The 19,080-nt window shown below is 75.1% G+C and carries 21 protein-coding genes; 14 read left to right on the top strand and 7 right to left on the bottom strand.

Annotation, left to right across the window (positions count from 1 at the left end):
• The first annotated feature begins 196 nt into the window (after positions 1 to 196).
• The 14 genes from OHA34_RS31945 (at position 197) to OHA34_RS31880 (ending at position 11,809) form a co-directional block, all read left to right on the top strand.
• Positions 197 to 946, top strand: a complete 750-nt coding sequence (locus OHA34_RS31945; protein ID WP_329519780.1) for a DeoR/GlpR family DNA-binding transcription regulator — start codon at positions 197 to 199, stop codon at positions 944 to 946.
• Positions 943 to 1,881 (top strand): 1-phosphofructokinase, encoded by a 939-nt coding sequence (gene pfkB, locus OHA34_RS31940; RefSeq protein ID WP_285937629.1) that lies wholly within the window; start codon positions 943 to 945, stop codon positions 1,879 to 1,881. The genes OHA34_RS31945 and pfkB overlap by 4 nt, the downstream gene beginning before the upstream one ends.
• Before the next feature lie 122 nt (positions 1,882 to 2,003).
• Positions 2,004 to 3,140: a PTS mannitol transporter subunit IICB gene (locus OHA34_RS31935; RefSeq protein WP_329519779.1), complete on the top strand. Its 1,137-nt coding sequence runs from the start codon at positions 2,004 to 2,006 to the stop codon at positions 3,138 to 3,140.
• A gap of 60 nt (positions 3,141 to 3,200) precedes the next feature.
• Positions 3,201 to 3,512 carry a PTS lactose transporter subunit IIB gene (locus OHA34_RS31930; RefSeq protein ID WP_285937631.1) on the top strand — a complete coding sequence of 104 codons (312 nt, stop codon included), beginning with the start codon at positions 3,201 to 3,203 and terminating at the stop codon, positions 3,510 to 3,512.
• Complete coding sequence (locus OHA34_RS31925) at positions 3,505 to 3,963, top strand: PTS sugar transporter subunit IIA (protein ID WP_329519778.1); 459 nt, start codon at positions 3,505 to 3,507, stop codon at positions 3,961 to 3,963. Before OHA34_RS31930 ends, OHA34_RS31925 begins: the two co-directional genes overlap by 8 nt.
• On the top strand, positions 3,960 to 4,997 hold the full coding sequence (locus OHA34_RS31920) for a zinc-dependent dehydrogenase (RefSeq protein WP_329519777.1): 1,038 nt from the start codon (positions 3,960 to 3,962) through the stop codon (positions 4,995 to 4,997). Before OHA34_RS31925 ends, OHA34_RS31920 begins: the two co-directional genes overlap by 4 nt.
• 16 nt (positions 4,998 to 5,013) lie before the next feature.
• Positions 5,014 to 5,334 carry an HPr family phosphocarrier protein gene (locus OHA34_RS31915; RefSeq protein WP_329519776.1) on the top strand — a complete coding sequence of 107 codons (321 nt, stop codon included), beginning with the start codon at positions 5,014 to 5,016 and terminating at the stop codon, positions 5,332 to 5,334.
• Positions 5,327 to 7,000, top strand: coding sequence for a phosphoenolpyruvate--protein phosphotransferase (gene ptsP, locus OHA34_RS31910; protein WP_329519775.1), 1,674 nt, complete (start codon positions 5,327 to 5,329; stop codon positions 6,998 to 7,000). Before OHA34_RS31915 ends, ptsP begins: the two co-directional genes overlap by 8 nt.
• Positions 7,001 to 7,007: 7 nt before the next feature.
• The gene (locus OHA34_RS31905; protein WP_285937636.1) at positions 7,008 to 8,351 is read left to right on the top strand and encodes a sensor histidine kinase; all 1,344 of its coding nucleotides are present in this window, start codon (positions 7,008 to 7,010) and stop codon (positions 8,349 to 8,351) included.
• 84 nt (positions 8,352 to 8,435) lie between these two features.
• Complete coding sequence (locus OHA34_RS31900) at positions 8,436 to 9,557, top strand: glycosyltransferase (protein ID WP_329519774.1); 1,122 nt, start codon at positions 8,436 to 8,438, stop codon at positions 9,555 to 9,557.
• Between the two features lie 3 nt (positions 9,558 to 9,560).
• Positions 9,561 to 9,719: a hypothetical protein gene (locus OHA34_RS31895; RefSeq protein WP_285937638.1), complete on the top strand. Its 159-nt coding sequence runs from the start codon at positions 9,561 to 9,563 to the stop codon at positions 9,717 to 9,719.
• A complete protein-coding gene (locus OHA34_RS31890; RefSeq protein WP_285937639.1) occupies positions 9,719 to 10,399 on the top strand; it encodes a response regulator transcription factor in 681 nt (226 codons plus the stop codon). The genes OHA34_RS31895 and OHA34_RS31890 overlap by 1 nt, the downstream gene beginning before the upstream one ends.
• Complete coding sequence (locus tag OHA34_RS31885; protein ID WP_285937640.1) at positions 10,396 to 11,016, top strand: hypothetical protein; 621 nt, start codon at positions 10,396 to 10,398, stop codon at positions 11,014 to 11,016. Before OHA34_RS31890 ends, OHA34_RS31885 begins: the two co-directional genes overlap by 4 nt.
• Positions 11,017 to 11,047: 31 nt before the next feature.
• Positions 11,048 to 11,809, top strand: a complete 762-nt coding sequence (locus OHA34_RS31880) for a DeoR/GlpR family DNA-binding transcription regulator (RefSeq protein WP_285937641.1) — start codon at positions 11,048 to 11,050, stop codon at positions 11,807 to 11,809.
• Here the strand turns inward: OHA34_RS31880 and OHA34_RS31875 are convergent.
• The 7 genes from OHA34_RS31875 to OHA34_RS31845 form a co-directional block, all read right to left on the bottom strand.
• The gene (locus tag OHA34_RS31875) at positions 11,796 to 12,914 is read right to left on the bottom strand and encodes a methyltransferase domain-containing protein (RefSeq protein ID WP_329519773.1); all 1,119 of its coding nucleotides are present in this window, start codon (positions 12,912 to 12,914) and stop codon (positions 11,796 to 11,798) included. The two genes, OHA34_RS31880 and OHA34_RS31875, sit on opposite strands and share 14 nt — an antisense overlap.
• A 169-nt stretch (positions 12,915 to 13,083) precedes the next feature.
• Complete coding sequence (locus tag OHA34_RS31870) at positions 13,084 to 13,434, bottom strand: hypothetical protein (protein ID WP_285937644.1); 351 nt, start codon at positions 13,432 to 13,434, stop codon at positions 13,084 to 13,086.
• A 96-nt stretch (positions 13,435 to 13,530) separates the two neighbouring features.
• Complete coding sequence (locus tag OHA34_RS31865; protein ID WP_285937645.1) at positions 13,531 to 14,121, bottom strand: GNAT family N-acetyltransferase; 591 nt, start codon at positions 14,119 to 14,121, stop codon at positions 13,531 to 13,533.
• A 595-nt stretch (positions 14,122 to 14,716) separates the two neighbouring features.
• Complete coding sequence (locus tag OHA34_RS31860; RefSeq protein ID WP_329519772.1) at positions 14,717 to 15,649, bottom strand: NAD-dependent epimerase/dehydratase family protein; 933 nt, start codon at positions 15,647 to 15,649, stop codon at positions 14,717 to 14,719.
• Positions 15,646 to 17,136, bottom strand: a complete 1,491-nt coding sequence (locus tag OHA34_RS31855) for a class I adenylate-forming enzyme family protein (protein WP_329519771.1) — start codon at positions 17,134 to 17,136, stop codon at positions 15,646 to 15,648. The genes OHA34_RS31860 and OHA34_RS31855 overlap by 4 nt, the downstream gene beginning before the upstream one ends.
• Positions 17,133 to 18,302: a cytochrome P450 gene (locus tag OHA34_RS31850; RefSeq protein ID WP_285938595.1), complete on the bottom strand. Its 1,170-nt coding sequence runs from the start codon at positions 18,300 to 18,302 to the stop codon at positions 17,133 to 17,135. The genes OHA34_RS31855 and OHA34_RS31850 overlap by 4 nt, the downstream gene beginning before the upstream one ends.
• Positions 18,303 to 18,307: 5 nt before the next feature.
• The gene (locus OHA34_RS31845) at positions 18,308 to 19,075 is read right to left on the bottom strand and encodes a glycosyltransferase family 2 protein (RefSeq protein ID WP_329519770.1); all 768 of its coding nucleotides are present in this window, start codon (positions 19,073 to 19,075) and stop codon (positions 18,308 to 18,310) included.
• Positions 19,076 to 19,080 lie beyond the last annotated feature (5 nt).

Raw genomic sequence — 19,080 nt, 5'->3', positions numbered from 1 at the left:
CAAGGAATCTTAGAGCGAGCCCGGGAAATACCCGGAAAAGATCGTCCGGACGGTGAATTCACGTGTCCGCCCGCAGCCGTCCACCCGGCCGCCCTGGGCGGCGGGCCGTTACCGGACCGAGCCCGTCCGGGGTCTTGACCCACCGTCCGGACGGAGCTAAACACAGGAGAACCAAAGCAAACGGGAGGGAAACCACATGTACGCGGAGGAGCGGCAGGGAGAGATCCTGCGCCGGGCGCGCGCGGACGGCCGGGTCGACGTGGTCGGGCTGGCCGAGGGGCTGTCGGTGACCAGCGAGACCATTCGCCGGGACCTGACCGTTCTGGAGCGCGCCGGGGTGGTCCGCCGCGTGCACGGCGGCGCCATCCCGGTGGAGCGGCTGGGCTTCGAACCGCCGCTGTCCACCCGGAACGCGGTGATGACCGCCGAGAAGGAGCGCATCGCCAAGGCGGCGCTGGCCGAACTGCCGGACGAGGGCGCGGTGATCATCGACGCCGGTTCGACCACCGGGCGGCTGGCCGAGGCGCTCCCGCTGGACCGCGAGCTGACCGTGGTGGTGAACGCACCGCCGCTGGCCGCCGCGCTGGCCGGCCGGCCCAACCTGACCGTGGTCATGCTGGGCGGGCGGGTCCGCCGCCGGACCCTGGCCACAGTGGCCGACGGCGGCGACCAGTTGCTCGGCCAACTGCACGTGGACGTGGCCTTCCTCGGCACCAACGGGCTGTCGATCGAGCGCGGCTTCACCACCCCCGACCCCGCCGAGGGCGCGATGAAGCGGGCGATGATCGCCGCGACCCGGCGCACCGTGGTGCTGGCCGACCACACCAAGGTCGGCAACGACTACCTGGCCCGGTTCGCCACCCTCGGCGAGATCGACACCGTGATCACCGACGCCGAGCTGACCGGCGAGTTCGAGCAGGCCGGGCTGCGGATGGTGCTGGCATGATCGTCACGCTGACGCTGAACCCCAGCCTGGATCGCACGATCGAGGTGGACGAGCTCACCCGGGGCGCGATGATCCGGGCCCGGTCGGCCCGGCTGGACCCCGGCGGCAAGGGGGTCAACGTCTCCCGCGCCCTGCTCGCCAGCGGGATCGCCTCGACCGCGGTGGTCACCGTGGGCGGCGCGGACGGCGAGCAGCTCCACCGGCTGCTGCGGGCCGAGGGCATGGCCGTCCGCGCGGTCCCGGTCGCCGGGACGACCCGGTCGAACGTGACGATCGCCGAGCCCGGCGGCGTGGTCACCAAGCTGAACGAGCCGGGCGCCGCGCTGACCCGCGCCGAGCTCGACGCGGTGGCCGAGATGGTGGTCGCCGAGGCCGAGACGGCGAGCTGGGTGGTCGGCTGCGGCAGCCTCCCGCCCGGGGTGCCGGCCGCGATGTACGCCGAGCTGTGCCGGGCGTTCGCGCCGGCCGGCATCCGGGTGGCGATCGACTCCAGCGGCCCGGCCCTGCTCGCCGCGGTGGCGGCCGGCCCGGACCTGATCAAGCCGAACCGGGAGGAGCTGGCCGAGGCGGTCGGCCGCCCGGTGGACCGGTTCTCGGACGTGGTCGGCGCGGCCCGCGAGCTGCGGGCCCGGGGCGCCCGGACGGTGCTGGTGAGCCTGGGCGCGGACGGCGCGGTGCTCGTCGACGACGACGGGATCCTGGCGGGCTCGGCGCCGGTCGACCGGCCGAGCAGCACGGTCGGCGCCGGCGACGCCCTGCTCGCCGGGTTCCTCGCCGCGGGGGCGCGCGGCCCCGAGGCGTTCCGCGAGGCGCTGGCGTGGGGGGCCGCCGCGGTCGGCCTGCCGGCCAGCCGGATGCCGGGCCCCGCCGACATCCGCCGCGACCTCGTCACCGTCCACGGACGACCCGACCTGGACCGGGCGCTCCTGACCTGACCCGCCCGCCCCGGGAACCGCCCCGGCCCATCCCCCGGAACCGACCCGGCCCGGTATCCGACACCCGGCCCCGGACACCCGCCCCCGACACCCCCCAACCCCCCGATCGACAGGAGGCCGTGATGGCCACTGCGTACACCCCCAAAGTCACCGGCGACGGGATCCGGGCGCGGATCCAGCGCGTGGGCGGCCACCTGGCCGGGATGGTGATGCCGAACATCGGCGCGTTCATCGCGTGGGGCCTGATCACCGCGCTGTTCATCCCCACCGGCTGGGTGCCCAACGCCGAGCTGGCCGAGCTGGTCGATCCGATGATCAAGTTCCTGCTGCCGATCCTGATCGGCTACACCGGCGGCCGGATGGTGCACGGGCAGCGCGGCGCGGTCGTCGGCGCGGTCGCCACGGTCGGCGTGATCGTGGGCGCGGAGATGCCGATGTTCCTCGGCGCCATGATCATCGGCCCGCTCGCCGCGTACCTGATGAAGCTGCTCGACGGCCTCCTGGAGGACCGGATCCGGCCCGGCTTCGAGATGCTGGTGGACAACTTCTCGGCCGGCATCCTGGCCGGCGCGATGGCGCTGGCCGGCCGGGGCGTGATCGGCCCGGTCATGAGCACCTGCACCGACGCCGCCGGGGACGCGGTGAGCTGGCTGATCGACCACGACCTGCTGCCGGTCGCGTCGGTGCTGATCGAGCCCGCCAAGGTGCTGTTCCTCAACAACGCCATCAACCACGGCGTGCTCGGGCCGCTGGCCGTCCAGCAGGCCGCCGAGCACGGCAAGTCGATCCTGTTCACCCTGGAGTCCAACCCCGGCCCCGGCCTCGGCGTGCTGCTGGCCTACATGTTCTTCGGCCCGCGCCGGCTCCGCCCGAGCACGCCCGCCGCGATCATCATCCACCTCTTCGGCGGCATCCACGAGATCTACTTCCCCTACATCCTGATGAAGCCGCGGATGATCCTGGCCGCCGTCGCGGGCGGCGCGACCGGCGTGGCGATCTTCCTGGCCTTCGGCACCGGCCTGGTGGCCACGCCCTCCCCCGGCAGCATCTTCGCCTACCTCGCGCAGACCCCGAAGGGCGCGAGCAACTGGATCGGCATCTACGCCGGGGTGCTGGCCTCGGCCGGCGTCTCGTTCGGCGTCGGCGCCGCCCTCCTCGGCTTCGGCAGGCTCGCCGACCCGGACGCCGAACCCGGCGGCGACGCCCCGCAGGAAGAGGCCGCCGCCCCGGGCACCGAGAACGAGCCGGCCGCGAAGTAGTCCGCCCCGCCCCCACACCCCCGACTCCCACCCCATTCGCACGGTCCCGGAGGTCCGATCATGGTCACCAGCATCGACGGCAAGGACGTCAGGAAGCTCGTCATCGCGTGCGACGCCGGCATGGGCAGCAGCGTCATGCTCGCCGGCCAGCTCCGCAAGGCGCTGCGCAAGCAGCCGGTCACGGTGGAGCACACCCCCGTCGACTCCATCCCCGCGGACGCCGACGTGGTGGTCTGCCACGCCGGGCTCGCCGAACGCGCCCGGCGCGGCGGGACGAACGCGGTCATCGTCCCGTTCGAGGTGTTCATCGGCGACCCGGCGGTCAACCGGGTGATCGCCGCCATCAAGGACGGCGGGTCGCTCGGTGGCTGAGAGCGCCGCGCGGCTGCTCGACCCCCGCGCCATCCGCCTGGACGCGCGGGCCGCCGACCGGGACGACGCCATCCGCCAGTGCGGCCGGGTCCTGGCCGAGGCCGGCGCGGTGACCGCCGCGTACACCGAGAGCATGCTCGAACGGGAGCGGTCGGTCTCCACCCACCTCGGTGAGGGGGTCGCCATCCCGCACGGGACCGCCGGCGGCAAGGACGCCGTGCTCCGCGACGCGCTGGCCGTCCTGCGGTTCCCCGGCGGCGTCGACTGGAACGGGCACCCGGTCACGCTGTGCATCGCGATCGCGGCGCGGGGGGACGGGCACATGGCCATCCTGGCCGAGCTGGCCGAGGTGCTGCTCGATCCCGGACGGGCCCGGCGGCTGCGCGAGGCCGGCACCGCCGCGGACGTCATCAGGCAACTGCAACCGACGGAAGAGGAACCCACCCGATGAAGGTCGCTCGCTTCTACGCCCCCGGCGACATCCGCCTGGAGGACACCGCCGAGCCCGAGCCCGGCCCCGGAGAGCTGAAGATCCGGGTCCGGAACTGCTCGACCTGCGGCACCGATGTCAAGATCTCCCGGTTCGGGCACCACCACATCGTCCCGCCGCGGGTGATGGGGCACGAGATCGCCGGCGAGGTGACCGGCGGCGACGCGCCGGGCTGGACCGCCGGCGACCGGGTCCAGGTGATCGCGGCGATCCCGTGCGGGCGGTGCGCCGAATGCCGGCGCGGCCGGATGACGGTCTGCGCGCACCAGGAGTCGATGGGCTACCACTACGACGGCGCGTTCGCCGAATACATGATCGTCCCGGCGAAGGTGCTGGCCGTGGACGGGGTGAACCGCGTCCCGGACGGGGTGTCGTTCGCCGAGGCGTCGGTCGCCGAGCCCCTCGCCTGCGTGCTGAATGGCCAGGAGCTGGCCCGGGTCGGCGAAGGCGACGACGTGGTCGTCTTCGGGTCCGGGCCGGTCGGCTGCCTGCACGTGCGGGTGGCCCGCGCGCAGGGCGCCGCCCGGGTGTTCCTGGTCGACGTGAACCGCGACCGCCTCGACCACGCCGCCGGGATCGTCAAGCCGGACGCGGCGGTGTGGGCGACCGAGGGCACCGACGTGGTCGAGGCGCTCCGCGACCTGACCGGAGGCCGCGGCGCCGACGTCGCGATCACCGCCGCGGCCTCCGGCGCGGCGCAGGTGCAGGCGATGGAGGCGGCGGCGCCGGGCGGGCGGGTCAGCTTCTTCGGCGGCCTGCCGAAGGACGACCCGATCATCTCCTGCGACTCCAACCGGGTGCACTACCGCGAGCTGTCGCTGGTCGGCGCGAACGGGTCCAGCCCGGCGCACAACGCCCGCGCGCTGGAGCTGATCGGCTCCGGCCGGGTGCCGGTGCAGGACCTGATCACCCACCGGCTGCCGCTGTCCGGGCTGCCGGACGCCCTGGGCCTCGTCGCGCGCGGCGAGGCGATCAAAGTGACCATCGAGCCCTGACCGTGATGGAGGACCCGTGTCCGAACGCATCGTGACCGTGGGCTCGGCCCAGGGTCTGCACGCCCGCACCGCGAAGATCTTCGCCGAGGCCGCCGCCGGGCGGCCCGTCCGCGTCACCGTCGCCTGCGGCGCCAAGGGGCCGGTGCCCGCCGCGAGCCTGCTCGGCCTGCTGACCCTGGGCGCCGTCCACGGCGCCGAGGTCACGCTCCGCGCCGACGGCGAGGGGGCCGACGCGGTGCTGGACGAGCTGTCCGCCCTGCTCGCCCGCGACCTGGACGCCGAGGACGCGGGCGCCGCCGGGGCCGCCGGAACGGCCGGGGACGCCGGCCGTGGCTGATCCGCTGCGCGGGCTCGGGGTCGGCCCCGGGCTCGCGGCGGGGATCGTCCTGCCGATGGGCGCCCCGCCGGAGCTCCCGCCGCCCCGTCCCGTCACCGATCCCGGTCGGGAGCTCGACGCCGCGCTCGCCGCGCTGGAGTCGGTCCGCGCCGACCTGGCCGGACGCGCCGCCGCCGCGCCGGGCAAGGCCGCCCGCGACGTCCTGGAGGCGCAGGCGGCGATCGCCGCCGACCCCATGCTGGAGACCGACCTGGGGGTCCGGACGCAGCGCGGTGAGGACGCCGCGCACGCGCTGCACGGGACGTTCGACGAGTACCGGCGGGTCCTGCTGGACGCCGGCGACCACCTGGCCGAGCGGGCGGCCGACCTGGCCGACATCGCCGACCGTGCGGTCGCCGCCGCGCTCGGCCGCCCGATGCCGGGGGTGCCCGCGCCCGGCCACCCGTTCATCCTGGCGGCGGGCGATCTGTCCCCCGCCGACACCGCGACGCTCGACCCGTCCACCGTGCTCGCGCTGGTCACCGAGCGCGGCGGGCCGACCAGCCACACCGCGATCCTGGCCCGCGCGCTCGGGCTGCCCGCCGTCGTGGGCTGCGCCGGGCTGCTGGACGCGGTGGCGCCGGGCGCCCTCGGCACGGTGGACGGCACCACCGGTGAGGTGCGGATCGGTGTCGGCGCGGACGAGGCCGACGCCTTCCGGGGCCGTGCCGCCGCGCTGAGGGCCCGTCCCGGCCGCGGGCCCGCGGGGCCCGGCCGCACGGCGGACGGCCACCCGGTCGACCTGATGCTCAACATCGGTTCGGCGGCCGACCTCGACGGGGTGGACCTGACCGGCGTCGCGGGCGTCGGGCTGTTCCGCACCGAGCTACTGTTCCTGGAACGGCGCGAGGAACCCGGGCTCGACCAGCAGGTCCGGGCGTACCGGGAGGTCTTCGACGCCGTCGGCGAACGCGTGGTCGTGGTGCGGACGCTCGACGCGGGGGCCGACAAGCCGCTGCCCTTCCTCGGCCTGCCCGAGGAGCCGAACCCGGCGCTCGGCGTGCGCGGGTTCCGCACCGTCCGGCTCCGTCCGGAGGTGCTGGAGACCCAGCTCGAGGCGATCGCGCTCGCCGCCGAGGGGACCGCGGCGCGGGTCGCGGTGATGGCGCCGATGATCTCCACGCCGGGCGAGGCGGCGGACTTCGCCGGACGGGCCGCGCGGCACGGGCTGCCCGGCGCCGGGGTGATGGTGGAGGTGCCGGCCGCCGCGCTGAGCGCCGCCGCGCTGCTGCGCGTCGCCGGGTTCCTCAGCATCGGCACCAACGACCTCGGCCAGTACGCCCTGGCCGCCGACCGGCAGGGCGGTGACCTGCCCGACCTCCTCGATCCCTGGCAGCCCGCCCTGCTGCGGCTCATCGCGATGTGCACGCGGGCGGGGCTGGCCGCGGGCAAGAGCGTCGGCGTGTGCGGCGAGGCCGCGGGCGATCCGCTGCTCGCGCCCGTCCTGGCGGGTCTCGGCGTCGGGCGGCTGTCGATGTCGGCGCGGAGCATGCCCCCCGTCCGGGACGCGCTGGCCCGGCACGATCTCGCCGGGTGCGAGCGGCTGGCCGGGCGGGCGCTGGCGGCGGCGTCCGCCGAGGAGGCGCGGACGGCCGCGGCGGCGGGCGCCACGGTGCGGGAAGGCTGACGCGGGGATGCGGCGCACGCTGGCCCTGGTCTCCCTGGCGGTGACCACGATGATCGCGCTCGGCACTCTGGTCCCGAGCGCGCTGCTCGTCCGCGAACTGGCCCGGGACCGGAGCGTGATCGAGGCCCAGCGACGGCTCGGCGCCGCGGTCGCGGTGGCCGCGGCGGCGCCCGCCGACCGCGCCGCGGTCGAACGCGGCGTGACCGCCCTGAACGCCGGGCCGGGCGGCCGTGCGGTCGTGGTCTTCCCGGACGGCGGGACGGCCGGCGGCGGTCCCCCGGCCCCGCCGAGGGCGCTGGCCGCCGCCCGCGGCCGGAGCCTGCCGACCGAGACCGGGGCGGGCTCGCCGGGCGGGCGGATCGTGCTCCAGGCCGTCCCGGGCGGGGCCGTCGCGCAGGTCCGGGTGCCCGAGGACACGTTCCCGCCCGGCGTGCTGACGGCGTGGGCGGTGATGGGCACGGTCAGCCTGCTCCTGGTGGCGTTCTCGATCCTCACCGCCGACCGGCTCGGCGCCCGGGTGGTCGGCGCGGCGCGGCGGCTGGGCGAGGCCGCCGCGCGGCTCGGCGCCGGCGACATGCGGGTGCGGATCGAGCCGGAGGGGCCGCCCGAGCTCCAGGACGCGGCGATCGCGTTCAACACCGTCGCCGAGCGGGTGACCTGGCGGATCGCCGCCGAACGGCGGCTGGCCGCCGACCTGTCGCACCGGCTGCGCACCCCGCTGACCGTGCTGCGGCTCAACGTGGACCGGCTCGGCGTGGACGCGGCGACCGCCCCGGCCCGGGTCGCGCTGGCCCGGCTGGAGCAGGAGGTCGACCAGGTGATCTGGATGACCCGGCGGTCCGAGGACGAGGCCGGCCCGGCGATGTGCGACGCCGCCGAGGTGGTGCGGGAGCGGGTCGGGTACTGGTCGGCGCTCGCCGACGACCAGGCCCGCCGCTGGCACCTGACCTGCCCGGACCATCAGGTCGACGTCCCGGTCGAGCGCGGCGAGCTGGCGGCCGGGCTCGACGCGCTGCTCGGCAACGTCTTCCACCACACGCCCGAGGGCGCCGCGTTCGCCGTCACCCTCCAGGCCGGCCGGGACCGCGCGGGCATCCTGGTGTCGGACGCGGGGCCGGGCATCGCCGACCCCGCCGCGATGACCGAGCGCGGGCGCAGCGGCGGCGGCTCGACCGGCCTCGGGCTGGACATCGTCCGGCGGCTGGCCGAGTCGACCGGCGGCGAGATCCGGGTCGACCGGTCGGTGCTGGGCGGCGCCCACATCGGGGTGTGGCTGCGCACCACCGCCTCGTCCAGCGAGCACCGGGAGCGGTCCCGGAGACCGCCCGGCGGCCACCATAAGACTTCTTAAGAATTGCTTATTGCACGCATCAGCGCGAGGTCCGGCGCGATTGGCTTGAATGGCGGTCAGAGGCCATGGGGAAAGGAGAGGGAAATGTCGCTGCCGGCGCCGGGACGCCACCGCCACGCCAGGGACGGCAAGCGGGGCCTGCCCGCGGCCGACCCCGCGAGAATGCGGGTGCTCGCGCTGATCCCGGCCCGCGACGAGACCGGCCAGATCGCCGAGACGCTGGCGTCGCTGAGGCACCAGGAAAGGCCGCCGGACCACATCACCGTCATCGCCGACAACTGCACCGACGAGACCGCCGCGTACGCGCATCTGTGCGGCGCCGACATCGTGGAGACGCGCAGGAACCGGCACCGCAAGGCGGGCGCGCTCAACCAGGTGCTCGACCGCCTGCTGCCCGGCTGCGGACCGGACGACGCCGTCCTGGTGATGGACGCCGACTCCGCTCTCGACCCCGGCTTCGTCCGGCACGGGCTGGCGTACCTGGCGTCCGGCCGGTACGCGGCGGTGGGCGGGACGTTCTCCGGCAAGCCCGGCGGCGGGCTGCCCGGCATGCTCCAGCGCAACGAGTACGCCCGCTACGCCCGCGACGTCCGCAGGCTGGACGGCAGGGCGCTCGTCCTGACCGGCACCGCCGCGCTGTTCCGCGCCGCGACGCTGCGCGAGGTGGTGGCGGCGCGCGCGGCCGGCCGGCTGCCCGGCGGCCCGCACGTCTACGACGTGCGGGTGCTCACCGAGGACAACGAGCTGACCCTCGCGATCCTGCATCTCGGCCTGCGCATCGTCTGCCCGCGCGAGTGCACCCTGGCGACGGAGGTGATGCCGACCTGGCGGGCGCTGTTCCGGCAACGGCTGCGCTGGAAGCGGGGCGCGCTGGAGAACCTGGCCGACTACGGCTGGACGCCCGTCACGCGCCGCTACTGGGGGCGGCAGCTCACCGCCCTGCTCGGCCTCGCCGTGATCGCCGTCTACCTGGTCTCGCTCGGCTGGTCGCTGCTGGTCACCGGCGGAGTCCGGATCAGCCCGGTCTGGACCGGCGCGACCGCGGTCTTCATGGTCGAGCGGGCCGTCACCGTCCGGGACCGCGGCCCGGTCCAGATGGCCCTCGCCGCACTGGTGGTCGTCGAGACGGCCTACGACCTGTTCCTCCAGGCGGCCCAGCTCAGGGCGTTCTGCGAGGCGGCCCTGAACAGCGAAAGGAAGTGGTAGCCGATGTACGACGGGTTCCCCCTCGGCGGGGTCGCGACGGGCGCCGGCGGGACGGCGGCGGCCGTCCCCTGGTTCGGCGCGCACGCCCTGTGGTTCGGCGTCGCCGCGTTCACCCTCGTCTCGGTGGCCGCCGCCGTCCGGCGCATCCTCCCCCGCCGCTGATGGTGCGCATCCTGGTCGTCGAGGACGACATCGAGGTCCGCACGGCGCTGGTGCGCGACCTGTCCGAGCGCCGCCACTCGGTGCGCAGCGTCGCCGAGGCGTGGAAGGCGCTCCAGGAGGTGTCGGCCGAACCGCCCGAGGCCGTCGTCCTGGACCTCGGGCTGCCCGACCTGGACGGCTTCGAGCTGCTGAAGATGATCCGCGCCATCTCGTCCGCCCCGGTGCTGGTCGTCACCGCCCGCGACGGCGAGCGGGAGATCGTCCGGCTGCTCGACGCGGGGGCCGACGACTACCTGGTCAAGCCGTTCACCATGGGGGAGCTGGAGGCGCGGCTCGGCGCGGTGCTGCGCCGCGCCCGGGGCGCCGGCGGCGACCCCACCGCGTTCACGGTCGCGGGGCTGCGGATCGACCTCGTCCGGCACGAGGCGTTCCTGGACGGGCACGCGCTGGAGCTGTCGCGGCGCGAGTTCGACCTGCTGGCCTACCTGGCGGCGCGGCCCGGCGAGGTGGTCTCGCGGTCCGAGCTGCGCGCGCAGGTCTGGCGGCAGCCCTACGGCAACGACCAGACCGTGGACGTCCACCTGTCGTGGCTGCGCCGCAAGCTCGGCGAGACCGCGGCGGCCCCCCGCTACCTGCACACCGTCCGGGGGGTCGGGATCAGGCTGGAGGCCCCGGGATGAGCCGCCCGGCGCACGGGCGGCCCAAGCGGCGCGCCCGCCCCCGGACCGGCCGCCTGGTCGGCTGGTCGGTGATCGTGGTCTGCGTCCTGCTGCTCGCCGCGCAGGCGGTGGCGTCCTCGTCCGGTGAGGACACCCCGGCCCGCGGCGCCCGGTCCGGTGCCCCGTCCCCCGGCACTACCGGGGACCGGCCGCCGCCCCTGACCCCGTCCCCGATGGCCGCCTCGCCCTCGGCCTCGTCCCCCGTCACGATCACCTCCCCCGGCCAGCGCGCCCAGGTCGCGGGCAAGAACGGCGTCAGGCTCACCGGCACGGCCGGGAATCTCCGCCACGACGAGCTGCGCTTCTTCGTCTACGCCGAGGACGGCCGGTACTACGCCGCGCACAGCGGGCCGGTGCGGGTGACCGGTGGCCGGTGGAACCTGACGATCCCCCGCATCGGCGCGGGCCGCCGCGACGTCGGCAGCATCTTCGTCATCGTCGCCACGGTCGCGGACCCGTCCTGCCGGAACGCGCTGCGCGCCGCGCGGGCCGACACCGCGGGCAACATCGCGTTCACCCGGCTACCATCCGGCTGCACAGAACGTGACAGCGTGAGCGTGCGCAAGACCGCCCCCTGAGGCGGCGAGCGGACAGACGGGGGTGGGGCGCGTGTACGCCGAGGAACGGCAGCAGGCGATACTGGCGCGGGCCCGCGCGGACGGCCGGGTCGACGTCGTCGCCCTCGCCGACGAGTACGGGGTGACGACCGAGACGATCCGGCGCGACCTCACCGTGCTGGAGAAGGCCGGCCAGGTGCGCCGCGTCCACGGCGGCGCCATCCCGATCGAACGCCTCGGGTTCGAGCCCGCGCTGTCGGCGCGGGACGTGGTGCTGACCGAGGAGAAGGAGCGCATCGCCAAGGCCGCGCTGGCCGAGGTCCCGGCCGATGGGTCGATCATCATCGACGCCGGCACCACCACCGCGCGGCTCGTCCCGCTGCTGCCCCTCGACCGCGAGCTGACCGTCGTGGTGAACTCCCCGCCGCACGCCTCGGTGCTGGCCACCCGCCCCAACCTCAACGTGATCATGCTGGGCGGCCGGGTCCGCGGCCGGACCCTGGCCACCGTCGACGACTGGGTGCTGCGCCCGCTGGCCGACCTGTGGGTGGACGTCGCGTTCATGGCGACCAACGGCGTCTCGGCCGAGCGCGGCCTGACCACCTCCTACCAGGCCGAGGCCGCGGTGAAGCGGGCCATGATCGCCTCGTCCCGGCGCCGGGTGCTGCTCGCCGACCACACCAAGGTCGGCAACGACTACCTGGTCCGCTTCGGCGACCTCTCCGACATCGACCTGCTCATCACCGACACCGCCCTGGACACCGAGGCCGCCGCCGAGCTCGCCGCCGCCGGCCCCGAGATCATCCGCGCCTGACCCGCACGTCCTGGCCCTCCGGACCCACGGTCATCCCGAACCGGGAACGCCCCGGGCGCCCCCGCTCGATCCACCGCAGGCAGGCGGCGGCGACCTCGTCCCACAACCGGCGCGGCCCGGCCTGCGACACCGCGTGCTCACCCGCACCGACCCGGCAGCGGGCCCACGAGGTCCCCGCCGCATCGGCCAGCACCAGCCAACGGTCGCCGCCCTCGTCGCGCTCACCGCCCATGACGTCCGGCACGTCCGCGGCCACCGCGACACCGGCATGGGCGACCACGCGGGGATCGAGCCGGGTCACCGACTCCACGACCTCACCGTCCGGGGCACCGGGGAGCACCGTCCGCTGAGCCCGCAGCACCATGAAGTCCGCAGCGCCGTGCAGCCGTCCGATCGCGCGGCCGTCCCCGGTGACCGTCAGCCGCACCTTGTGCCCGTCGCCGAACTCGGGCATCCACGGCAGGACGATCCGCCCGCCGGGCCGCGTCTGCTGCACCCACGCGTACGGAACCGTGGTCACGCCGCACGTGACGTGCACCCGGTCATAGGGAGCACCGCCGGGCTCACCGGCCGCCCCGTCGCCGCCGACGAGCCGCGCCCCGACCCCGGCGGCGTCGAGGTTGCGGGCCGCGGTCTCGGCGAGCCGGGGATCGACCTCGACCGTGGTCACCTCGGCACCGAGCGTCGTGAGAAGCGCGGCCGTCCATCCCGTCCCCGTCCCGATCTCGAGGACCCGGTCCCCGGCCCGGACGCCCAGCAGCTCCAGGAACGCGACGACCGCACCCGGCGCCGACAGGGAAGAGGTCGCCTCGTCGACGCCCGCGGCCGGATCCCCCGCACCGTCGGCAGCCTGCGTGACGATCGACGCGTCCGCGTAGACCCCCGCCCACCAGCCATCAGGATCAGCATCACGATCGATGACATGCCGCTCCCCCGGACCGTCGGGCGCGCACCACCCCCGCGCGGGCGCGAACAGATGCCGTGGGGCCGCGTGCAACGCCCGCCGAACGTCCGCCCCGGCCAGATCGCCCCTGCCCTCCAGCAGGTCGGCCAAGGCATCGATCCGCGCACCGACCCCCGCGCCCTGCGGTACCAAGGGCGCCATGGTCACTTACCGCGGCCTTTGCCCTTCTCGTCCTTCTCCGGCGGCGGGATCGGCTTGCCCGGCTGATGGGAGTCGCCTTCACGCCGGTCTCCGTGCTTGCCCATGATCACTCTTTCCGTCCGCAGTGTCATCGCGACGCTACACACGGTGGCATCGAAGCGGGGTCGGATCAGGCCGAGCGGCCGGCGTGCCCCTCCAGCCGCCGCCGTCCCGCCACCGTCGAGGCCCCGAGCACGGCGGTCACCACCCCCACGGGCACCGACCAGCCCAGGCGCTTGATCTGCCGTCCTGCGCACCGCATCTCAGCGTCCGCCAGAGCCGCCGCTTCGGGGGCTCCCGACCAGGCGGGCCGCAAGTTGGCCATGGACACGGACTCGCAGGTGACCTTCTGAGTGGAGGAGATCTCGACCTCGCCCGGCCCAGAGAAGAGCAGATAACCGAGCGCCGCCACCCCGAGCAGGACTAATCCGGCCTGGACGAGCCAAGCGTGTTCTGAACGGATGACGGAGGAGTTCTCCATGGACGCTGCCCCTTATGCCCGGTGGACGACTTTCGGGACATTCGACGCCGGTTGCGGTCGATCAGTTCGCCGGCCCCGCCCGGTCGGTGGGACGGCTCAGCGTTCGGGCTGGGTGGGGTGCGGTTCTGCGGGGACGATGCCGGTCATCGTGTTGGTGATGGCCCACCGTTCGTGGTCCCGCCAGGCGCCGTCGATGAACAGGAAATCGGGCGAGTAGCCCTCATAGCGGAAGCCGATTCGTTCGATCAGTTTCAGCGAGGCATGGTTCTCGGGCTGGATCTGCGCTTCCAGCCGGTGGAGCCGCAACCGCTCGAAGGCATGGCGCACCACCAGGTCGAGTCCTTCGGACATGTAGCCCTGCCCGGCCGTGGGAGCGAAGGCCGCGTAGGCGAGAGAGCCGGATTGGAAGCGTCCGCGAATGATGCTGTTGATGTTGACCATTCCGGCAATGGCCCCGGTGCCGCCCAGGCAGACCAAGAGCGATTCCTCGTCGGGCTGCTCGTATCGCGTGAGGTAGGTCCGGAACTCCCGCGGGGTGGAGGGCGGAGACACCCACGGGCGGTGCAGGTCGGCGCTGACACCGACCAGATCGAGGAACTCATCCTGGTCATGGCCGGCGAGCGGACGCAGGGTCACCCGGCAGGGACCGTCCGGCCGGACGGCCTGCGGCCCGTCGTTCTCGATCACGGGTGGCACGGTACCAAGCACGGATGACCTGAGCCGTCTCGTCGGTGACGCCGGACTCGCGGGCGTCCGCCGGATCGAGCCATCGGGACGCGCTGTGCTCCGGGCTCAGCGTGATCGGCCGCCCATCGTGGACGAGCCCGAAAGTCACGTGCTTGGCGATCCCGTCACGGTCGGCGTCGTCGAGCAGTCCCTGGAGATCGATACCTGGATCGGTCACACGGCGACCCTAGCGGGCTGACCGAGTACGGCCAGGTCGAGTGGGCCGCTGGACCCTGGTTTCCGCCGTCCGCGTCCGGCTGACTGGTGTCATGCGTTCACGACACTCCATGAAATCAATGGATCTGTACGCCTGGGACGTCGAGCCGCCCGACACCACGCGCACTTCCGGCGCGGGCGGAGTGACCGGAGACGAGAGCGAAGCCATCGGACAGGTCCGGCGGGCATTAGCGGGAGCCCCCGCCGGGACGTCCGGGGTGGTGCGGCGGGTGGCGGTCGGGGAGTCCGGACGGGTCGCGTACGTGAACCTCGGGACCATCGGGCGGGCCTGGCTGGACGGGGCGTCCGGCGCCGTGGTGTGGGCGAGGCTGTGAAATGCCTACCAGTCGGCGGCACCTCTGAAGGAGGTCTCCTCGGGGTCGTAACCGAGGGTGTCGCGGGCGGCGGTGATGTCGAGGGTGCGCTCGACCGCGAGCTGGGCGATGGCGTAGCGGGTGAGGCGGGGCGGTTCGCGGCGGTGGGCCAGGAGGAACGCGCCCTCGACCGCGGCGGCGACGGGACGGGCCGCGCGCAGCGGCAGGTAGACGGGACGGGCCCGGACGCCGCGTTCGGCGAGGATCGCGCGGAACGCCTCGTCGAGGCTCACCGGGGCGGCGTCGGCGACGTTGAAGACGCCGGACCCGACCGGTCCCCGGGCGGCGAGGAGGCACGCCTGGACGAGGTTGGTGATCGAGGTGAGGCTGATCCGCTGCCGTCCGCCCCCCACCGCGGGCAGCACCGGACCGCGCACCGCCGACAGGACGCGCGGCAGCAGGGTGGTGTCGCCGGGCCCGTAGACGGCGTGCGGGCGCAGGATGACCGCCTCGCGTCCGGCGGCGCGGACGGCGCGTTCGGCCGCCGCCTTGGACGCGCCGTAGGCGTTGAGGTGACGGCGGGCGGGGCCCTCGTCCTCGGCCGCCATCACGGTGGGCAGGAACGGGTCGTACACGCTGGCCGTGCTGACGTGCACGAAGCGCGCCCCGGGGAACGAGGCGAGGGCGTTGCGGGTGCCGGTCAGGTTGGTGGCGAAGAACCCGGCGGCCGGGCCCCAGTCGGTGACGCTGCCCGCGCAGTGGATCACCGCGTCGACGTCGGGCGCGTCGCGCAGCCGGCCCCGGGCCAGGTCCCATGGACGGTAGGGCGCTCCGGCGAGGTGGCCGGGCGCGACCTCGGGGCGGCGCCCGTAGGCGAGCGGTTCGGCGCCGTGCGCGGCGAGCGCGCGGCACACCGCGCCGCCGACGAAGCCGGACGCGCCCGTCACCGCGATCCTCATCGGGTCACCAGTCCGCGGAGCCGGTCGCGGTCGAGCTTGCGGCCCCGGCCCGAGCGGGGCAGCGCGGGCAGCTCGACGATCCGGTCGGGCAGCGCGTCGTGGTCGATCACGGCGGGCAGCCGCCGGGCGAGGCCGGACGCGTCGCCGACGACGGCGAGGACCACCTCCTCGTCGCCGGTGACCGGGTCGGGGACGCCGACGTAGGCGGCCTCGGCGACGCCGTCGAGCGCGGCGATGGCGGGCTCGTACAGGCCGGGGTAGAGGTTGAACTTCCCGCGGATCAGCATGTCCTTCTTGCGCCCCATGAGGACGAGGCGCCCGTGCCCGTCGAGGCGGGCCAGGTCGCCGGTGGGCAGCTCGGTGAACGGCTCGTCGCCCAGGTAGCCGCGGCAGAGGCCGGGCCCGGACAGGAGCAGCTCGCCGTCGGGCGCGAACGCGGCGCCGGTGAGCGGCGCGCCGAGCAGGTCGCCTCCGGCACCGGACGCGGTGTGCGCGAGCTTGTCCTCCGCCGACGCGATCGCGACGGGGAGGATCTCGGTCATCGCGTACACCGACAGCACCTCGGCGGACGGCGCGGCGGCCATGGCGCGGCGCAGGATCCCGGCGGGCGCCGGGGCCGCGCCCAGCAGGACGTGGCGGAGCGTGTCCGGGAGCCGGGGCGCTGCGTCCAGGATGTCGGCGAGGTGCGCGGGCACGCAGAACGTGTGGGTGGCGCCGCGTTCGGCGAGCAGCGCGGCGAAGCCCGCCGGGGAGCACGACAGCGGCGGCATCGACCAGCGGGCCCCCGAGATCAGCGTCGGCAGGCCGAGCATGAGCTGGTCGGTGTGGACGACGTCGCCCGGCCCGAGCGGCAGCCGCGTCCGGAACAGGTCGAGCGCGGTCGCCAGCGACGCCTGCGTGTGGACGACGGCGCGGGGGTGCGCGGTCGTCCCGGACGTGAAGATCACGGCGGCGGGCGCGTCCGGGTCGCCGACGTCGTCCGGTTCCGGCGCGTCCCCCTGGGCGAGGCGCGCGAACGACAGCGCGCCGCGCGGCACCCCCGGCAGCCACCGCCCCACGTACAGGTGCCGCATGTCCGTCGAGATGCGGGCGAGGTTGGGGAGCAGCAGGCCGCGGCGCCGGGCGTACGCGCGGACGGGGCGCAGGCGGCTGCCCGCGTACAGCACCGACTCGGCGGCCGACCAGCGCGGGCGCGCGAGGCGGAGGCGGGCGGTGAACATCTCCGGCCCGGCGCCCGGGTCGGCGAAGACCACCACGCCCCGCGCCGCCACCACGCCGAGCGCGAGCACCAGGGACTCCGGCGACGGCCGGACGGAGAACAGCACGCCGTCGCCGGGCGCGAGCCCCGCCGACAGCAGCCCGCGCCGGACGGCGAGGACCCGGCGGCGCAGCTCGCCGTACGTCAGCTCGGCGCCGTCACCGGCCACGAGCGCGACCGCGCCCGGAGTGCGGGCGGCCTGATCGAGGAGTCGCCGGACGAGCGTCACGCCGCCTCCCCCGCACGCCGGACGTCCAGCCGGGCGTAGGTCGGGATCAGCACGCCGCGCGCCGCCGACCGCCGAGTGATCGTCAGGGGTGCGGCGGCGAGCAGCGTCCGCGCCACCGTCCGGACCTCCGCCATGGCGAGCGGGTAGCCGAGGCAGAAGTGCGGCCCGGCGCCGAACCACAGCCGCCGCAGCTCGGGCGGGTGGGCCCGGTCGAGGTCGAACGGGCCGTACGCGCGGCAGCAGTTGTGCGTGGCGATCAGCACCCGCTCGCCGGCCCGGATCGCGACGCCGCCGACCCGCGCGGGCCGGTGGACGCTGCGCAGCATGACGGGCGTCGGGGTCGCGACCCGCATGGCCTCCTCGATGGCCCGGTCGAGCAGGTCGGGGGACGCGGCGACGCGTCCGGCCTGCCCTGAGTCGTGCAGCAGCGCGACGAGCCGCGGCACGAGCGTCGCGACGGTCTCGGTGCCGGTGAGGAAGAACGCGCCCGCGGCGCCGCGGGCCTCGTCCTCCGACAGGCCGAGCGTCCGCATCCGGCCCATCACGGTGTGCTCGGCGCCGGACGCGTACGCCTTGGCGGCGATGTCGCCGAGCGGGTCGAGCACCGCGCGGGCGCGGCGCACCTGGTCCGGGGAGAGCCGCCGGGTGCGCAGCGAGATCATCGACACGATCCGCTCCCCCTGCTCGAAGAGATCGCGGTACACCGCCTCCGCCCCGGCCCCCGGACCGGCCTCCAGCCCGATGACCTCGCCGATCACCGTTCCGGCGAGCACCCGCACGGTGTCGACGAGATCGACGGACTCGCCGCGACCGAGCCGCCCGGCGAGCCGGGCGAGGGGCTCGGCGAGCACGCGGGCGCACAGCTCCTGGGCGTACTGGGGCGTGAACAGCTCGGCGAGGCGGCCACGGAGCGCCCGATGCGCGTCGCCCTCCATGTTGAGCAGCACCGACGGCCCGAGCACCGGGGTCCACAGCTCGCCGGGCGAGCCCGGCCCGTCCTTGCGGAACGTCTCGCCGTCCATCAGGACCTCGCGGGCGAGCGCCGCGTCGTTCACCACCACGCCGACGCCCGGGACGCGGACGACCGGGCCGCGCCGCGCCAGGCCGCGCAGCAGCGGATACGCCACGGGGTGCGCGGCCAGGTAGAGCCGCCGCTCCCAGCCCATCGGGGTCACCGGATGTCCACGATGTCGGGGCGGTGCCGGTGGTCGGCGTACCAGCCGAGGGTGCCGATCAGGCCGTACGCGCGCAGCCGCCGCACCGATCCGTGCACGACCACGTCCTTGCGGAGCCCGTACGCGGCGGTCAGCAGGCGCACCTGGTTGACCAGCGCGCGGTCCTCGTGGACGTCCTCGATCCGGGTGCGCGGGAAGCCCCCGGCGCGCTCGTACAGGACGGCGGTGATCGCGACGTTGCAGCCGGGCATCATCACGTACGGGCCGAGGTAGAGGGGGTTCTGGTTCCCGGGCCGGAACCTGCCGAACAGCGCCGCGACCGTGATGACCGACGGCAGGAGCCGCCGTTCCCACAGCTTCAGCGGGAACTCGTCGGTGCGGGGCCGCAGCGGCCCGCTGACCAGGTCGAGCCCGTCGCCGAACGCGCGCTTCACCGCGGCGATCCAGCCGCGGTGCGGCAGGCAGTCGGCGTCGGTGCGGGCCACGTGGGTGGCCCCGGCGGCGATGGCGTGCCGGAACCCGGTGTCGGCGGCGGCGCCGGTGCCCTTCTCGATCTCCCCGACGAGCCGCAGGTCGAGCGCGGGGTGCTCGGCGGCGAACGCCCGGACGGCCCCGACGGTCCCGTCGGTGCTGAGGTTGTCGACCACGACGACGGTGAACCCGGCGTCGGTCTGCTCGGCGAGGCGGCGCAGCGTGCCGCCGATCGACCGCTCCTCGTTGTAGGCGGGGACGACGACCCACAGGTTCATCGCGTCCCCCTTCATCGCGT

It is taken from the genome of Spirillospora sp. NBC_01491 (genome assembly GCF_036227065.1).
Taxonomy (GTDB): Bacteria; Actinomycetota; Actinomycetes; order Streptosporangiales; family Streptosporangiaceae; genus Spirillospora; species Spirillospora xylanilytica.
The sequence above is the reverse complement of the archived record's forward strand: the minus strand, read 5'-3'. Positions and strand labels throughout refer to the sequence as shown.

Excerpts from the sequence above, each read along its gene's own strand:
- OHA34_RS31850 (WP_285938595.1), bottom strand. The coding sequence starts at position 18,302 with ATGGGCTGGGAGCGGCGGCTCTACCTGGCCGCGCACCCCGTGGCGTAT.
- OHA34_RS31870 (WP_285937644.1), bottom strand. The coding sequence starts at position 13,434 with ATGGAGAACTCCTCCGTCATCCGTTCAGAACACGCTTGGCTCGTCCAG.
- OHA34_RS31885 (WP_285937640.1), top strand. The coding sequence starts at position 10,396 with ATGAGCCGCCCGGCGCACGGGCGGCCCAAGCGGCGCGCCCGCCCCCGG.
- OHA34_RS31930 (WP_285937631.1), top strand. The coding sequence starts at position 3,201 with ATGGTCACCAGCATCGACGGCAAGGACGTCAGGAAGCTCGTCATCGCG.
- OHA34_RS31875 (WP_329519773.1), bottom strand. The coding sequence starts at position 12,914 with ATGGCGCCCTTGGTACCGCAGGGCGCGGGGGTCGGTGCGCGGATCGAT.
- OHA34_RS31895 (WP_285937638.1), top strand. The coding sequence starts at position 9,561 with ATGTACGACGGGTTCCCCCTCGGCGGGGTCGCGACGGGCGCCGGCGGG.
- OHA34_RS31860 (WP_329519772.1), bottom strand. The coding sequence starts at position 15,649 with ATGAGGATCGCGGTGACGGGCGCGTCCGGCTTCGTCGGCGGCGCGGTG.
- OHA34_RS31890 (WP_285937639.1), top strand. The coding sequence starts at position 9,719 with ATGGTGCGCATCCTGGTCGTCGAGGACGACATCGAGGTCCGCACGGCG.
- pfkB (WP_285937629.1), top strand. The coding sequence starts at position 943 with ATGATCGTCACGCTGACGCTGAACCCCAGCCTGGATCGCACGATCGAG.
- OHA34_RS31920 (WP_329519777.1), top strand. The coding sequence starts at position 3,960 with ATGAAGGTCGCTCGCTTCTACGCCCCCGGCGACATCCGCCTGGAGGAC.
- OHA34_RS31935 (WP_329519779.1), top strand. The coding sequence starts at position 2,004 with ATGGCCACTGCGTACACCCCCAAAGTCACCGGCGACGGGATCCGGGCG.
- OHA34_RS31945 (WP_329519780.1), top strand. The coding sequence starts at position 197 with ATGTACGCGGAGGAGCGGCAGGGAGAGATCCTGCGCCGGGCGCGCGCG.
- OHA34_RS31905 (WP_285937636.1), top strand. The coding sequence starts at position 7,008 with ATGCGGCGCACGCTGGCCCTGGTCTCCCTGGCGGTGACCACGATGATC.
- OHA34_RS31900 (WP_329519774.1), top strand. The coding sequence starts at position 8,436 with ATGTCGCTGCCGGCGCCGGGACGCCACCGCCACGCCAGGGACGGCAAG.
- OHA34_RS31845 (WP_329519770.1), bottom strand. The coding sequence starts at position 19,075 with ATGAAGGGGGACGCGATGAACCTGTGGGTCGTCGTCCCCGCCTACAAC.